The sequence below is a fragment of the Allonocardiopsis opalescens genome, assembly GCF_003002095.1.
Taxonomy (GTDB): Bacteria; Actinomycetota; Actinomycetes; order Streptosporangiales; family Streptosporangiaceae; genus Allonocardiopsis; species Allonocardiopsis opalescens.
Genome location: NZ_PVZC01000004.1, coordinates 550,389 through 565,257, shown reverse-complemented (window position 1 = coordinate 565,257; position 14,869 = coordinate 550,389). Strand labels below are relative to the sequence as shown.

Here is a 14,869-nt window from a genome sequence, read left to right as displayed (position 1 = left end):
ACTATAGCGGTCCGCCCGGCCGCCGCCCGGCCCTCGCCGCTCAGCCCCCGCCCGGCACGGCCGAGTCGGGCAGCGCCTCCAGCGCGGCGAGCAGTTCGCGCTCCTCGTGGTCGAAGTGCTCCTCCAGCCGCGCGGCTAGCACGCCGAGATCGGCGCGCAGCCGCACGGGATCGGCCGCCGCGGCGCCCTCCACCAGCGCGCGCAGCTCCGCGGTCAGCTTCGCCACCACTCGGTGCTCCTCGCGCAGCCGCTCGATCGCCGGCTCCAGCTCCGGGAAGTGGCGCAGCACGATCGGGAAGCCCGCGGCGTCCTCACCGCCGTGGTGGGCGTGCAGGTGCTCGCAGTAGGTCAGGCAGTGGCCGCGCAGGTCCAACCGCGCCGAGGCGCCGGCGGCGCCGTCCGCCTCCGGCGCCTCGGCCGCCTCGCGCAGCCGCGCCAGCTCCGCGCGCAGCCCCGCGTGGATCCGCACCAGTTCCGCGGCGAGCGCGCGCCCCCGCGACGCGTCCGCCGCGGGCGCGGGCGCCAGGGCGACGACCGGGATGACGCGCTCGGTGCCCGCCTGGTACCCGGCGAAGGCCGGGATGTGCTCGGCGATCCGCGCGAAGACCGCGTCGCGCCGCTCGCCGGACAGGACGGTGGCGGTCACCTCGACCGAGCGCACGGTGGTGCCGTCACCGACCTCGACCACGGCCTGCGGTCTGGCCAGCAGGTTGCGGTACCAGGCCGGGTGCTCGTCGGCGCCGCCGTTGGAGGCGGCCACCATCCACCGCTCGCCGGCGGCGAGGTAGGCGGCCGGGGTGGTGTGCGGGCGGCCGGTGCGCGCACCGGTGGTGGTGAGCAGCAGCAGGGGCGAGCCCGCGAACATGCCGCCCACCCTGCCGCCGTTCGCGCGGAACTCGGCGATGAGCCGCCGGTTGAACTCCCTGGGGTCGTCCGGGCGCGCGGACGCGGCGCCCGTTCCGTCGTTCTGGGCCATCAAGCGGTCCTTCCGGTGGGGTGAGGACACCGGCCCCGCGCGGCGGCTCGGATACGCTCTCACCAGCGAAGATGATTTGCTTTGCAAGCAAATATATTTTGGAGTGCAAGCTATGTCAAAGGAGTCCCCGGACGGGCTGAGCGTCGAGGACGGCGTGCGGACGATGCTGCTGCTGATGCCGCGTATGGTCGGACGCGCCAAGCGGCTGCCCCCGCCGGAGGCGCTGCGCTCGCTCAACCTGGCCCCGCGCCACCTCTCGCTCCTCGCCTACCTCCTCTTCGACGGCGCGCTCGGCGTGAATGAGCTGGCCGCGCGGCTGGAGGTCGCCCCGGCCACCGTCAGCCTGATGGTCGCCGACCTCAGCCGCCGCGGCGTGGTCGAGCGCCGCGAGGACGACGCGGACCGGCGGCGCACGATCGTCAGCATCACGGCCGAGAGCAGGCCCGACGTGGAGGGCTGGCTGGCCGCGGGCGCCACCGCCTGGCGGACCGCGCTGGAGCCGCTGTCCCCCGCCGAGCGCCGCACCGTGGTGGACGCCCTGCTCGCCTATGAGCGCGCGGTGGGCGAGGAGGTCGGCCGGCAGGACTGAGCGGGCGGTCGACACGAAGGCGATGTTGCTTGCAAATCTAAATCAAGGATTCTATTGACAAGTTCGAGTTGATTCAGCAAGCTACAGCTGTGTCCGGGACGCCGCCGACCCGGCCCGACCGCCGAACAGCCAATGGGAAGGAAGCCCGACCATGAAGCTCACCACCACCACGTTCGTCTCCATCGACGGCGTGATGCAGGGACTCGGCGGGCCGGACGAGGACCGCGCCGGCGGATTCGAGCGCGGCGGTTGGGCCCTGCCGCTCTTCCGCGCCGACGACGCGGCCGCGGCCCGGTTGAACCGGATCTACGGGCGCGCCGACGCCTTCCTGTTCGGCCGGCGGACCTATGAGATCTTCGCCGCCTCCTGGGGAGCGATGCCGAACCCGGCCGGCAACCCCATCGCGGGGCCGCTGAACTCCCGCCCCAAGTACGTCGTGTCGACCACCCTCACCGAACCGCGGTGGGCGCGCACCACCGTCCTGTCCGGCGGGCTCGCGGCCGCCGTCGGCGGGCTGAAGGCCGAACGGGACGGGGAGTTGCAGGTGCACGGCAGCGGCGCGCTGATCCGCGGGCTGCTCCAGGAGGGCCTCGTCGACGAGATCAACCTGTTCGTCTGCCCGCTGATCATCGGCCAGGGCACTCGGCTGTTCCCCGAAAGCGGCCCGGACGCGGCGCTCGATCTGGTGGAGACGCGGACCACCCCGAAGGGCATCACGATCCAGACCTACCGGCCCGCTGGCCGGCCCGAGTACGAAGCCGCCACTTCGTCCTGAGGGCGCCCGGCGCCGGCCTCAGCGCCCCGGCTTGGCCGGGCAGGTGGTCTCGTGGTCGTCGACGACCCCCACCGCCTGGAGGTACGCGTAGACGATCGTGGTGCCGACGAAGGTGAAGCCGCGCTTCTTGAGGTCCTTGCTGATCCGGTCCGACAGCGAACTGCTGGCCGTGGGCGGCTCCCCCGGCGCCGGGCGGTTCACCACCGGCCGCCCGCCGACCCAGCCCCACAGGTAGGCGTCGAAGGAGCCGAACTCCTCGCCCACCGCCAGGAAGGCGCGGGCGTTGGCGGCGGTGGAGCGCACCTTCAGCCGGTTGCGCACGATGCCGGGGTCGGCCATCAGCTCCGCCAGCTTCGACGGGCCGTACCCGGCGACCGCGCGCACGTCGAAGCCGTCCAGGGCGGCGCGGTAGTTCTCCCTCTTGTTCAGCACCGTCGACCACGACAGCCCCGCCTGCGCGCCTTCGAGCAGCAGCAGTTCGAACAGGTAGCGGTCGTCGTGGTGCGGACGGCCCCACTCGGTGTCGTGGTAAGCCGCCATCAGCGCGGAGCCGCCGTCGGCCCACGCGCAGCGGCGCCCGGCCGCGCCGCCGCCTGAGTCAGGGTCCGCCAAGGCCACCACTCCCCCGAGTGCTCCGTCCGCGTCGCGCCCGCGGTGCGGAGCGCCCCACCTTTCTAGCAGCAGCGGCACCCGCCGTCGGAGCGCACCGGGTGAATAACCGCTTGTCCGGCGCACCCTCGGTCTGCTGTACTCCCGGCGACGGAGACCGCCCACCACAAGGAGCGACGATGAGGACTTCCATGTCCCACCACCAGGCGATACCCATCGGCCCCAAGGACATGGAACTCCGTGCACACTCTCAACCTGGGAATCCTGGCGCATGTCGACGCCGGTAAGACGAGCCTGACCGAGCGGCTGCTGCACGCCGCCGGAGTCATCGACGCGGTCGGCAGCGTCGACGACGGCAGCACCCAGACCGACACCCTGGCGCTGGAACGGCAGCGCGGCATCACCATCAAGTCCGCCGTCGTCTCCTTCGCCGTCGACGGCACCACCGTCAACCTGATCGACACCCCCGGCCACCCCGACTTCATCGCCGAGGTCGAACGCGTGCTGGGCGTGCTCGACGGCGCGGTGCTGGTCGTGTCCGCCGTGGAGGGCGTCCAGGCGCAGACCAGGGTGCTGATGCGCACCCTGCGGCGGCTGAGCATCCCCACGCTGGTCTTCGTGAACAAGATCGACCGGCGCGGCGCCGACGACGGACGCGTGCTGCGCGCGATCGCCGAGAAGCTCAGCCCGTCGGCGGTCGCGATGGGCTCGGTCGCCGCCATCGGCACCCGCGGCGCCGCCTTCACCCCGTACACCGCCGCCGACACCGCCTTCACCACCCGCCTGGTCGACGTGCTCGCCGACCACGACGACGCCTTCGTGGCCGACTACGTCGCCGACGAGGCGGCCGCCTCCTACCGGCGGCTGCGCGCCGGGCTCGCCGCCCAGACCGCGCGCTCGCGGGCGCATCCGGTCTTCTTCGGCTCGGCGATCACCGGCGCGGGCGTGGCCGCGCTCACCGAGGGGATCCGCGAGCTGCTGCCCGCCGCCCGGGGCGACGCCGACGGCCCGCTGTCCGGCGCCGTGTTCAAGGTCGAGCGCGGCCCGGCCGGGGAGCGCATCGCCTACGCGCGGATCTTCTCCGGCACGCTGCGGACCCGCGAGCGGGTGGAACTCGGCCCGACCGAGGCGAAGGTCACCGCGATCAGCGTCTTCGAGCAGGGCGCCGCGGTGCCGCGCCCCTCGGTCCCGGCCGGCCGGATCGCCCGGCTGTGGGGCCTGGGCGAGGTGCGCGTCGGCGACCCGATCGGCATCCCGCGGCGCGCGGACACCGGCGTCCTCCACTTCGCGCCGCCCACCCTGGAGACCGTGGTCGTGCCGCGCTCCCGCGCCGACCGGGCCCGGCTGCACCTGGCGCTCACCCAGCTGGCCGAGCAGGACCCGCTGATCGACCTGCGCCGCGACGACGTGCGCCAGGAGCTGTCCGTCTCGCTCTACGGCGAGGTGCAGAAGGAGGTGGTGCAGGCGACCCTGGCCGATGACTTCGGCATCGACGTCGGCTTCCAGGAGACCACCACGATCTGCGTCGAGCGGCCGGCCGGCACCGGAGAGGCGGCCGAGGCGATGGGCGAGGACGCCAACCCCTTCCTGGCCACCGTCGGCCTGCGGGTGGAGCCCGCGCCGGCGGGCGCCGGCACCTCCTTCCGGCTGGGCATCGAACTGGGCGCCCTGCCGCTGGCCTTCGTCAAGGCGATCGAGGACACCGTGCGCGAGACCCTGTGCCAGGGCCTGCACGGCTGGGAGGTGGTCGACACCGTCGTCACGCTCACCCGCTCCGGCTACGCGCCGCGGCAGAGCCACGCCCACGCCCGCTTCGACAAGAGCATGTCGAGCACCGGCGAGGACTTCCGCAAGCTGACGCCGCTGGTGCTGATGGCGGCGCTGCGCCGGGCCGGCACCCGCGTGCACGAGCCGCTGCACCGCTTCCGGATCGAACTCCCGGCCGACACCGCCGGCCCGCTGCTGCCGCTCCTGGCCCGCCTGGGCGCGGTCCCCCGCCCGCCGGTGGTCCAGGGCCCGTCGGCCGCCGTGGAGGGTGAGATCCCGGCCGCACGCGTGCACACCCTGGAGCAGCGCCTACCGGGCCTCACCCGCGGCGAGGGCCTGCTGGAGTCCGCCTTCGCCCGCTACGAGCCCGTGCGCGGCCCCGTCCCCGAGCGCCCGCGCTCCGACCACGACCCGCTCGACCGCAAGGGCTACCTGCTCCGCGTCCAGCGCCGCACCGGCGGCCGCGAGCAGGCGTGACGGGGGTGGGGCGGGGCCCGTCAGGCGTCGGGCGGTTCCTCCCCGCGGGCGGCCGCCGCGCAGCGGTCCGCGAGCGCCAGCAGGGCGTCGCGCAGCTCGGGCGGGTCGATGACGGTGAAGGGCACGCCGAGGCTGCCGAGGAAACCTGCGAGGTCGTGCAGTGACGGGCCGCCGGTCTCCAGGACCCCGTCCTCGTGGAGCAGGCCCGCAGTGGGCGGCAGCATTTCGGCGAGCCGCTCCAGCGGTGCGTGCAGCCGGACCCGGGCCTGGTACCGCCAGGCCCGGGAGCCGACACCGCGCACGATGTGTGCGGCGACGTCCTCAGGAGGGCGGCGCGGGGTGAAGCGGGGGCCGTTGGGGGTGCGCAGCCGGATCCGGTCGGCGCGGAAGGTGCGCCAGTCGGCGCGGTCGGCGTCCCAGGCCAGCAGATACCAGCGGTGCCCGGTGTGGACCAGCCGGTGCGGTTCGACGGTCCGGACGCCGCCGCCTCCGTCGTGGCCCTGGTAGTCGAAGCGCAGCCGCTCGCGGTCGCGGACGGCGGCCGCGACGGCGGTGAGCGTCGCCGGGTCGATCGCCGGGCCGCGCCCGGGGAGCGAGACGGTCGCGGCGCGCAGCGCCTCGATCCGGCGGCGCAGCCGGGGCGGCAGCATCCGCTGGAGTTTGGCGATCGCGCGCAGCGAGGTCTCCTCGATCCCGGCCACGCTGCCGCTCGCGGCGGTGTGCAGTCCGACGGCCACCGCGACGGCCTCGTCGTCGTCGAGCAGCAGCGGCGGCACCGCCGCGCCCGCCCCCAGCCGGTAGCCGCCGGCCGTGCCGGTCATCGAGTGGATCTGGTAGCCCAGGCCGCGCAGCCGCTCGATGTCGCTGCGGACGGTCCTGGTGGTCACGGACAGGCGGTCGGCGAGTTCGGCCCCGGACCAGCCGGGCCGCGCCTGCAGCAGTGACAGCAGCCGCAGCAGCCGCACCGAGGTCTCCAGCATTCCCCGAGTCTGCCAGCCCCTTGAGGAAGCAGTGCTTCCGCAAGGCCGCCTAGCGTCTCCCCTGGCAGAGGGCACCGGTCGCACCGACCGGAGGGAACGAGAGGACGTACGGACATGCTGCGGGGATTCACCACCATCAGCTACTGGGCGGACGATGTGGCGGCGGCGAAGGACTGGTACACGGAACTGCTGGGCATCGAGCCGTACTTCGAGCGCTCGGGCCCGGACGGGAGGCCCGCCTACGTCGAGTTCCGCGTCGGGGACCACCAGGACGAGCTGGGCCTGATCGACCGGCGCTACGCCCCCGAGGGCGCGGCGCCCGGGCCCGGCGGCGCGGTCATGCACTGGCACGTAGACGACGTGCAGGCCGCCGTGGACCGGCTGCTGTCCATGGGGGCCGCGCCGTACCAGGAGCTGACCCGGCGCGAGGCCGGGTTCGTCACCGCGTCCGTCGTCGACCCCTTCGGCAATGTCCTCGGCCTGATGTACAGCCCGCACTACCTGGAGGTCCTGGCCGCGACCGCCGAGGCCGAGGGCTGAGGCGCCTCCCGGCCACCGCCCCGGGCCGCGCGGTCAGCCGCCCGGGGCGGGCGCGGCCAGGAGCGGGGCGAGGTGGCCGCCCCCGCCGTCGGCGAGCGAGGTGAGCAGCCGGTGGGGCTCGGGGTCGGCGGGGCCGTCCGCCGGGTCCGCGGCCAGTTCGTTCTCGGTGAGCCAGGACTCCAGCATGATGGCGTAGCCGAGGAGTACGTCGGTGCCGCCGGAGGCGGGCAGTGCGGTGCGGGCGATGCCCATCGCCGCCTCGCGCACGGGGCCGTCGCCCTCGGAGGGTGCGAAGGCGAACTTGAGGATCTCGTTGAGGTCGACCGCGAGCGGCGCGACGACGGCGAACTCGAAGTCCAGCACGGACACGACCCGCCCGTCCCGCCACAGCGCGTTGCACATGCCGAGGTCGCCGTGGTTGAGCACCGCAGGGGCGGCGGGCAGCGCCGCCCAGAAGCGGTCCATCGCCTCCCCCAGCGCCGCCGCCTGCGCTCCGCTGAGCAGCCCGGCCGCGCGCAGCCGGTCCAGCCGGGCGGCCGCCTCGGCCGCGGTGGCGGGGAAGAACGGCGAGCGGGGGCGCGCGTGCGCGGCGGCGGTCGCCAGGTCGACGCGGTGGACGTGCTCGACCCTGGACCACACCTGTTCGAGGGCGTCGGCGCGCTGCCGCGCGCTCAGCTTTGGCCAGGCGTCCTCCAGGTTCCGCGCGGGGATGCGGCGGGTGATGACCCACTCGTGCCCGTGCGCGACGCCGAGGTCGACGATCTCGGGGTAGCCGACCTCGGCCGGGAGCAGGGCGGCCAGCGACGCCTCGCGGACCAGGTCGGCAGGGCCGGGGCGCCGGGCGACCCGGACGACGAACTCGCGGGTCAGCCAGGTGGCGTTGGTCCAGCCCCGGCCGGGCGACGCGTCCGCCAGACCGAGGCCGCGGGCGGCCAGGACCTCGGCGGCGACACGCGCGGCGGCCGACCGGGGCGGGTCCGAGCCCTCATCCGTCATGCCGCCCAAACTATTCGAAAAAAGATCCCGGGAGGCTGTCGAACCGGCCGCCCTCCGATCGACGCACAGGTGAGAGGCGGGAAGAGAGCCCGCCGGACGCTACGACAAAGGAGCCCACCATGCCGCGCTTCATCACCTTCGCCATGAACGACGAGCAGAACTTCCCCACCGAGCCGCCTAGCGAGGAACTCCAGGCGCGGATGGGCGCGCTCTTCGAGGAGATCACCAAGGCCGGGGTGGTGCTCGACATGGCCGAGCTGACCCCGACCGCCGCGGGGACCCGGGTCAGCTGGTCCGGCGGCAGGATCAGCTACACCGACGGCCCCTTCACCGAGAGCAAGGAGGTCATCGGCGGCTACACCATCATCCAGGCCAAGGACAAGGCCGAGGCGCTGGAGTGGACCCGCCGGTTCATGGAGGTGCAGGGGCTCTACGCGGGCGACTTCACCTGCGAGGTCCGCGAGATCAAGGAGGGCTGAGCAGGTCGAACTTGCCCTGTCCGCACCCTGCTGCTCTGATGGGTGCCTGTGGACGGGGAGAGGGCGGCCGAGTCGGTCGAGACGGTGTTCAGGATCGAGTCCGCGCGGATCATCGCCGGTGTCGCCCGCATCGTGCGGGACGTGGGCATCGCCGAGGAGCTGGCGCAGGACGCGCTGGTCGCCGCCCTGGAGCAGTGGCCGGAGTCGGGCGTCCCGGAGAAGCCGGGCGCCTGGCTCATGGCCACCGCCAAGCACCGCGCCATCGACCTGGTGCGGCGCAAGGAGACCTACGCGCGCAAGCTGGCGGAGGTCGGCCGCTCGCTGGAGGACGTGCCGCCGCCCGAGCCCGCCGCCGCCGACGACATCGACGACGACCTGCTGCGGCTGATCTTCACCGCCTGCCACCCCGTGCTGTCGACGGAGGCCAGGACGGCGCTGACGCTGCGGCTGCTCGGCGGGCTGACCACCGAGGAGATCGCCCGCGCCTTCCTCGTGTCCGAGCCGACCGTCGGCCAACGCATCGTGCGCGCCAAGCGGGCGCTCGCCAAGGCCGGGGTCCCGTTCGAGGTGCCCTACGGCGCCGACCGCTCCGCGCGCCTGTCGTCGGTGCTGGAGGTCATCTACCTGATCTTCAACGAGGGCTACTCCGCGACCGCCGGCGACGACCTGGTCCGCCCGGCGCTGTGCGAGGACGCGCTGCGGCTGGCGCGGGTGCTGGCCGGGCTGATGCCCGATGAGCCCGAGGTGCACGGCCTGGCCGCGCTGCTGGAGTTCCAGTCCTCGCGCATCGCGGCCCGCACCGGGCCCGGCGGTGAACCCGTGCTGCTCGCCGACCAGAACCGCGCCCGGTGGAACCGGCTGCTGATCCGCCGCGGCGAGCAGGCGCTGCTGCGGGCGGGCACCGGCCCGTACTCGGTCCAGGCCGCGATCGCGGCCTGCCACGCACGCGCCGTGCGCTACGACGAGACCGACTGGGCGGTGATCGCCAAGCTGTACGAGCGGCTGGCGGCGCTCACCCCCTCCCCGGTGGTGGAGCTGAACCGGGCGGTGGCCGTGGCGATGGCGCGCGGCCCGGCGGCCGGGCTCGAACTGGTCAACGCGCTGGCCGGCGAGCCCGCGATGAAGAACTACCACCTGCTGCCGAGCGTGCGCGCCGACCTGCTGGAGCGGCTGGACCGCCGCGAGGAGGCCCGCGCGGAGTTCGAACGGGCGGCCGGCCTGGCCCGCAACGCCCGCGAACGCGAGCTGCTGCTGGCCCGCGCGGCCCGCGCCGCGGCCGCCCCCTAGCCCCGGGGCGGCCTGCCGGGGTCCGCGCCCCGCCGCCGCACCAGCGGCAGATACACCTCGTCGACGATCTCGACCAGGACCTCGTCCGGTGCGGAGGGGACCCCGCGCACGACGAACTCGTTGCGCAGCAGCACGATGGCGACGGTGGCGACCCGCGGGTGCAGCGCCTCGGGCGCCGCCTCGCCCCGGGCGACCGCGCGCCCCAGGAGGGTCAGCCAGGGGGCGGCCGCGGCCTCGGCGGACAGCTCGTGCAGCGGCGCCAGCAGCTGCGCCGCGCCGCCGGCCGCGGCGATCAGCTCACGCAGGATCCCCCCGAGGGGCGAACTCCAGTGCCGGTTCGCCCGGCGCAGCAGTTCGAGGGCGTCGCCGCGCAGGCTCCCGGTGTCGGGGGCGGGCACCGCGGTGCTCAGCCGCCGGTAGGCGGCGGTCCCCAGCGCGAGGCGGTTCGGCCAGCGGCGGTAGATGGCGTTCTTGTTGGTGCCGGCGCGGGCGGCGACCCCGTCCATGGTCAGGCCGGCGTATCCGGCCTCGGTGAGTTCGGCGACCGCGGCGTCCAGGATCGCCTCCTCCAGGGCGGCTCCGCGCCGCCGCGTCTGCCCGGCGCCCTGCCGCCCGGCCGGATTCCCCGTCATGGCCCCGTTCCCGCGTGCGGTACCCGTCGTACCGCCCCATCGTGCTCGGTGCCGCCGGTCGACGCCAACTCGGGTACGGCGCGTGCCGTACCCGGCGGCGCTAGGCGAGCACCCGGTCGACGAAGGCGGCCAGATTGCCCCGGGTGCGGAGGATCCTGTCGTCCACGGACAGGGTCTCCTCGTAGTCCCGGCCGGCGGACGGCTGCCTGCGGCCCCGGGTGTACAGCGAGCAGGCCAGGTCGGTGCACAGGTACTGGCCGACCGAGTTGCCCTGCCGCCCGGCGTCGCCGGCGCGGCGGGCGGTCATCAGCGCCACGCCGCCGCTGGTGTGGGTGGTGAGGCAGAGCGAGCACATGCTGCGCGCGGTGAAGGCGCGCGAACCGCTGCGGGTGGCCCGGAGCGCGATCCCGACCAGTTCGCCGCCGTCGCGCTCGGCCACCAGGTAGCCGCGGTCGGGGGCGCCGGGATCGCGCCAGCCGAGGAAGTCGAGGTCGGCCCAGGGCGGTTCGCCCAGGTCGCCGGGGAGGCTCAGCCGCTTGGCCTCCCCCTTTGAGCAGTTCACGAACGACCCGCGGATGTCGCTCTCGGTGATCGGTCTCATGTCGACGAGGCTAATCCGTCCTAATATAATTAGGCAAATCATTTATTCGCTTAGACGGACTGGAGGCCCCATGGCACGCGCGGGCGGCGCAGGCGAGCGGCTGACCCTGGCGGCGGCGGAGCTGGCCGACGAGATCGGCTTCGACCGGCTGACCGTCTCGGCGGTCGCCCGCCGCCTCGGCGTCAAGGACCCGAGCCTGTACGCGCACATCGAGAACGCCCGGGAGCTGAAGGCGCGGGTGGCGCTGCTGGCCCTGGAGGAGCTGGCCGACCGGGCGGCCGCCGCCCTGGCCGGGCGCGCGGGCCGGGACGCGCTGGTGGCCTTCGCCGACGCCTACCGCGGCTACGCCAAACAGCACCCGGGCCGCTACGCCGCCTCCCGGTACGAGCTCGATCCGCAGACGGCCGCGGCCAGCGCGGGCCCCCGGCACTCAGAGATGACCCGCGCGATCCTGCGCGGCTACGACCTGCCCGAACCCGACCAGACCGACGCGGTGCGCTTCCTGGGCGGCGCCTTCCACGGCTTCGTGAGCCTGGAGCTGTCCGGCTCCTTCCGCCACACGCCGCGCGAGGCCGACGCCTCCTGGGCCTGGGTCCTGGACACCCTCGACTTCGCGCTGCGCAAGCACCCGGCGAGGACCGCATGACCCACTGGACCACCACGCCCATCGACACGCGCGTCCTGCGCGGCGCACTCGAACTGGAGCGCACCGCGCACGGTGTGCTGCCGCACCGGCTGCCCGCCCGGGCGCGCCGGCTCTTCCCGGACGCCTACCTGGCCAGGGTCGAGTCCCAGCCGTCGGGCGTGCGGCTGGCCTTCCGCACCCGCGCCACCGCCGTCGAACTGGACGTCCTCGCCACCAAGCGCGCCTACCGGGGCGGCCCGCGGCAGCCCGACGGCGTCTACGACCTCCTCGTCGACGGCCGGCTGACCGGCCAGGCCAGTGCGCCCGAGGGCCGGCTGGAGCTCATCGACATGGCCGACCAGTCCTCGACCGTCCGGCCGGGCCCGCCCGGCACCGTCGCCTTCACCGGCCTGCCGGCGGAGGCGAAGGACGTGGAGGTGTGGCTGCCGCAGACCGAGACCACCGAGCTGATCGCGCTGCGCACCGACGCCCCCGCCGAACCCGTGCCCGACCGCGGCCGGCGGGTGTGGCTGCACCACGGCAGCTCCATCAGCCACGGCTCCACCGCCGCGAGCCCGACGCAGACCTGGCCCGCGCTGGCCGCCGCCCGGGGCGGCGTCGAGCTGGTCAACCTCGGCTTCAGCGGGAACGCGCTGCTGGACCCGTTCACCGCCCGCGCCATCCGCGACACGCCCGCGGACCTGATCAGCCTCAAGATCGGCATCAACCTGGCCAATGCCGACCTGATGCGGGTCCGCGGCTTCACCACCGCGGTCCACGGCTTCCTCGACACGATCCGCGACGGGCACCCCGACACGCCGCTGCTGGTCGTCTCGCCGGTCCTGTGCCCCGTCCAGGAGCACACCCCCGGCCCCCTCGCCGTCGACCCCGACAGCCCGGGACTGCGCTTCCGCGCCACCGGCGACCCAGCCGACGCGGCCACCGGGCGGCTGACGCTCACCGTCATCCGCGCGGAGCTGGCCCGCGTCACCACGCACCGGGCGGCCGACGACCCGAACATCACCTACCTGGACGGCCGCTCGCTGTACGGGGAGGCCGACTTCGCCGAACTGCCGCTGCCCGACGGGGCCCACCCCGACCCGGCCGGCCACCGCCGCATCGGCGAGCGCTTCGCCGAACTGGTCTTCGGCGCCGGCGGGGTGTGGAGCGGGTGAGTCACCGCTCCGCCGCGGTCTCGGCGTCGCGCACGGCCTGGGCCAGGCGGCGCACCCCTTCGGCCAGCTGCGCGGTGCCGGGGGTACCGGCATAGCTCAGCCGCAGGTGGGGGGCCGACGGCTCGGCGGGGAAGTAGGGGGCGCCCGCGGTGACCGCCACGCCGCGGCGCAGCGCGGCCGCGGCGACGGCGGACTCGTCGGTGCCGTCGGGCAGCCGGAGCCACAGGTGGTAGCCGCCCTGGGGCGGGCGGTGCGGCAGCAGCCCGGGCAGCGCGCCGCCCAGCGCGGCCAGCAGCGCGGTCCGGCGCTCGCGCAGGGCGCCGGCGAGCGCCCGCAGGTGGCCGGCCCAGGCCGGGGAGCCGACCAGCTCCAGGGCGGTCTCCTGCAGCGGGCGGGGGACGAAGAGGCTGTCGACCACCTGCACCGCCCGCAGCCGCTCCAGGACCGGGCCGCGGGCGGCCAGCGCGCCGATGCGCAGGCTCGGCGCGACCGCCTTGGTCAGCGAGCGCACGTGCACGACCACCCCGTCCGGGTCGGCGGCGGCCAGCGGGGGCGGTGAGGGCGCGGCGTCGGCGTGCGCGAGGCGGCGGGCGAAGTCGTCCTCCACGACGAAGGCGCCGGCCGCCCGGGCGGTGTCGAGCACGGCGGTGCGCCGCTGCTGGGAGAGCACCGCGCCGGTGGGGTTGTGGAACAGCGGCTGGCAGACGAATACCCGGGCCCGGGTGGCGCCGAAGGCGTCCGCCAGCAGGTCGGTGCGGACGCCGTCGGCGTCCACCGGGACCGGGACGGGCCGCAGCCCGGCGGCGCGGGCGACGGCGAGCATGCCGGGATAGGTCGGCGACTCCACCAGGACGGGGGACCCGGGAGCGGCCAGCGCCCGCAGCGCGGTGGTGAGCGCGCTCTGGCCCCCGGCGGTGATCAGCACATTGGCGCCGTCCAGAAGGCCGCCGGGGCCGCAGATGTCGCGGGCGAACCAGTCGCGCAGCTCGGCCAGGCCCTCCACCGGCGGGCGGGACCAGGTGCCCGGCCGCCGCCCGGCGCGGGCCAGGGCGGCGGCCAGGGCGCGCTCCGGTTGGAGCACCGCGTGCGAGTAGCCGCCGTTGAGGTCGATGACCTCGGGCGGCGGGGCGGCGAGGGTGGCCACGACACCGGCGGCGCCCGCGCCGAGGCTGCCCAGCGGTGCATCGGCGCTCAGCGCCACCTCCTGCCAGGAGACGTCGCGGGCGCCGTCGGAGGCGCGGCGGACGGCCGCCTTGAACACGCCCGCGCCGGGACGGGAGGTGACCAGCCCTTCGGCGGCGAGGGAGGCGATCGCCCGGGAGACCGTGACCGGACCGACCTGGTAGCGCGCCACCAGCTCCCGACTGGACGGCAGCTTCTCGCCATCCGAGTAGCGGTCAAGCTCCCTGCGCAGGCTCGCGACCAGATGCGCGACACTGCTACCGTCGTTCATGACAGCACAAGATAGCGCTACCCGGTCCTCGGCGGTAGCGGTCGGCGGCACCCTGATGGCCGTCCTCGGCGTCGTCTCCTTCTCCTTCAGCTTCCCGGGCACCGTGTGGGCCCTCGACGGCTTCGGCCCGTGGACGGCCACCGGTGTGCGGGGGCTGCTGGCCGGGCTGCTCGCCGCCGGCTGCCTGCTCGCGGCGCGGGTGCCGGTACCCGAGCGGCGGCACTGGCCGGCCCTGCTCACCGTGGCGGGCGGCTGCGTCATCGGCAATCCGCTGCTCACCACACTGGCCCTGCAGACCTCCTCCACCGCGCACTCGGCCGTCGTCATCGGCCTGCTGCCGCTGGCAACCGCCGCCATCTCGGCCGCGCTGACCGGCCGGCGCCCCTCGCGCACCTTCTGGACCGCCGCCTGCGTCGGCGCGGCCGCCGTGGTCGCCTTCACCCTCCACCGCGGCGGCGGGCTGCCCAGCTTGGACGACGCCTACCTGTTCGCCTCCGTGGTGGTGTGCGCCGCCGGCTACGCCCAGGGCGGCCGGCTCGCCTCCCACATGCCGGGCTGGCAGGTCATCGCCTGGGGCGTCGTCGCCGCCCTTCCGGTGTCCGCCCTGGTCACCGCCGCCGCTCTCCCCTGGGAGCCGGTGCAGTTGACCACCAAGGCGGTCATCGGCATGGCCTACGTCGCCGCCGTCTCCCAGTTCGGCGCCTTCGTCGTGTGGTACCGCGGCATGGCCGCCATCGGGGTGCCCAAGGCGAGCCAGATCCAGCTCGCCCAGCCGCTGATCACCCTGGTGTGGTCGGTGCTGCTCATGGGGGAGCAGCTGTCCGCCCTCGCCCCGGTCACCGCCGCGGTCGTGCTCGCCTGCATCGCGGTCACCCAGCGCGCCCGCGCGTGACCGGGATCGCGCCGTG

16 protein-coding genes are annotated in these 14,869 nt (G+C 74.9%); 9 read left to right on the top strand and 7 right to left on the bottom strand.

The features are described 5' to 3' along the window. Positions 1 to 40: 40 nt before the first annotated feature. Positions 41 to 976 carry a nitroreductase/quinone reductase family protein gene (locus CLV72_RS16175; RefSeq protein WP_106246643.1) on the bottom strand — a complete coding sequence of 312 codons (936 nt, stop codon included), beginning with the start codon at positions 974 to 976 and terminating at the stop codon, positions 41 to 43. A 112-nt stretch (positions 977 to 1,088) separates the two neighbouring features. Between CLV72_RS16175 and CLV72_RS16170 the strand changes: the two genes are divergently transcribed. Together CLV72_RS16170 and CLV72_RS16165 are read left to right on the top strand one after the other, a co-directional pair. Continuing rightward, positions 1,089 to 1,565, top strand: coding sequence for a MarR family winged helix-turn-helix transcriptional regulator (locus tag CLV72_RS16170; protein ID WP_106246641.1), 477 nt, complete (start codon positions 1,089 to 1,091; stop codon positions 1,563 to 1,565). A gap of 151 nt (positions 1,566 to 1,716) precedes the next feature. Next, entirely contained in the window at positions 1,717 to 2,340 is a 624-nt protein-coding gene (locus tag CLV72_RS16165; protein WP_106246639.1) for a dihydrofolate reductase family protein, read from the top strand. A gap of 18 nt (positions 2,341 to 2,358) precedes the next feature. Here the strand turns inward: CLV72_RS16165 and CLV72_RS33285 are convergent, their stop codons facing one another. Next, positions 2,359 to 2,952, bottom strand: a complete 594-nt coding sequence (locus CLV72_RS33285; protein ID WP_281262421.1) for a DNA-3-methyladenine glycosylase I — start codon at positions 2,950 to 2,952, stop codon at positions 2,359 to 2,361. 237 nt (positions 2,953 to 3,189) lie between these two features. Between CLV72_RS33285 and CLV72_RS16155 the strand changes: the two genes are divergently transcribed. Further along, positions 3,190 to 5,193: an elongation factor G gene (locus tag CLV72_RS16155; RefSeq protein WP_106246637.1), complete on the top strand. Its 2,004-nt coding sequence runs from the start codon at positions 3,190 to 3,192 to the stop codon at positions 5,191 to 5,193. 20 nt (positions 5,194 to 5,213) lie between these two features. On the opposite strand, the gene CLV72_RS16150 is transcribed toward CLV72_RS16155, so the two are convergent. Then, positions 5,214 to 6,173 carry a helix-turn-helix transcriptional regulator gene (locus tag CLV72_RS16150; RefSeq protein ID WP_106246636.1) on the bottom strand — a complete coding sequence of 320 codons (960 nt, stop codon included), beginning with the start codon at positions 6,171 to 6,173 and terminating at the stop codon, positions 5,214 to 5,216. 114 nt (positions 6,174 to 6,287) lie between these two features. On the opposite strand from CLV72_RS16150, the gene CLV72_RS16145 reads away from it, so the two are divergent. Next, the gene (locus CLV72_RS16145) at positions 6,288 to 6,713 is read left to right on the top strand and encodes a VOC family protein (RefSeq protein ID WP_106246635.1); all 426 of its coding nucleotides are present in this window, start codon (positions 6,288 to 6,290) and stop codon (positions 6,711 to 6,713) included. A gap of 33 nt (positions 6,714 to 6,746) precedes the next feature. On the opposite strand, the gene CLV72_RS16140 is transcribed toward CLV72_RS16145, so the two are convergent. After that, on the bottom strand, positions 6,747 to 7,709 hold the full coding sequence (locus CLV72_RS16140; protein WP_106246634.1) for a phosphotransferase family protein: 963 nt from the start codon (positions 7,707 to 7,709) through the stop codon (positions 6,747 to 6,749). 119 nt (positions 7,710 to 7,828) lie between these two features. Here CLV72_RS16140 and CLV72_RS16135 point away from each other — a divergent pair, with 119 nt between their 5' ends. Together CLV72_RS16135 and CLV72_RS16130 are read left to right on the top strand one after the other, a co-directional pair. Beyond that, positions 7,829 to 8,188: a YciI family protein gene (locus CLV72_RS16135; RefSeq protein WP_106246633.1), complete on the top strand. Its 360-nt coding sequence runs from the start codon at positions 7,829 to 7,831 to the stop codon at positions 8,186 to 8,188. Between the two features lie 48 nt (positions 8,189 to 8,236). Continuing rightward, a complete protein-coding gene (locus CLV72_RS16130; RefSeq protein WP_106246632.1) occupies positions 8,237 to 9,475 on the top strand; it encodes an RNA polymerase sigma factor in 1,239 nt (412 codons plus the stop codon). Here the strand turns inward: CLV72_RS16130 and CLV72_RS16125 are convergent. Both CLV72_RS16125 and CLV72_RS16120 read right to left on the bottom strand, forming a co-directional pair. Continuing rightward, positions 9,472 to 10,107, bottom strand: coding sequence for a TetR/AcrR family transcriptional regulator (locus CLV72_RS16125; RefSeq protein ID WP_106246630.1), 636 nt, complete (start codon positions 10,105 to 10,107; stop codon positions 9,472 to 9,474). The two genes, CLV72_RS16130 and CLV72_RS16125, sit on opposite strands and share 4 nt — an antisense overlap. A 100-nt stretch (positions 10,108 to 10,207) precedes the next feature. Beyond that, entirely contained in the window at positions 10,208 to 10,708 is a 501-nt protein-coding gene (locus tag CLV72_RS16120; protein WP_106246628.1) for an FBP domain-containing protein, read from the bottom strand. 70 nt (positions 10,709 to 10,778) lie between these two features. Here CLV72_RS16120 and CLV72_RS16115 point away from each other — a divergent pair, with 70 nt between their 5' ends. Further along, positions 10,779 to 11,354 carry a TetR/AcrR family transcriptional regulator gene (locus CLV72_RS16115; RefSeq protein WP_106246626.1) on the top strand — a complete coding sequence of 192 codons (576 nt, stop codon included), beginning with the start codon at positions 10,779 to 10,781 and terminating at the stop codon, positions 11,352 to 11,354. Then, positions 11,351 to 12,508, top strand: a complete 1,158-nt coding sequence (locus tag CLV72_RS16110; protein ID WP_106246624.1) for a GDSL-type esterase/lipase family protein — start codon at positions 11,351 to 11,353, stop codon at positions 12,506 to 12,508. Before CLV72_RS16115 ends, CLV72_RS16110 begins: the two co-directional genes overlap by 4 nt. Before the next feature lies 1 nt (position 12,509). Here the strand turns inward: CLV72_RS16110 and CLV72_RS16105 are convergent, their stop codons facing one another. Beyond that, a complete protein-coding gene (locus CLV72_RS16105; RefSeq protein ID WP_106246621.1) occupies positions 12,510 to 13,961 on the bottom strand; it encodes an aminotransferase-like domain-containing protein in 1,452 nt (483 codons plus the stop codon). Between CLV72_RS16105 and CLV72_RS16100 the strand changes: the two genes are divergently transcribed. Further along, the gene (locus CLV72_RS16100) at positions 13,960 to 14,853 is read left to right on the top strand and encodes a DMT family transporter (RefSeq protein ID WP_106246618.1); all 894 of its coding nucleotides are present in this window, start codon (positions 13,960 to 13,962) and stop codon (positions 14,851 to 14,853) included. The two genes, CLV72_RS16105 and CLV72_RS16100, sit on opposite strands and share 2 nt — an antisense overlap. Positions 14,854 to 14,869: the final 16 nt, after the last annotated feature.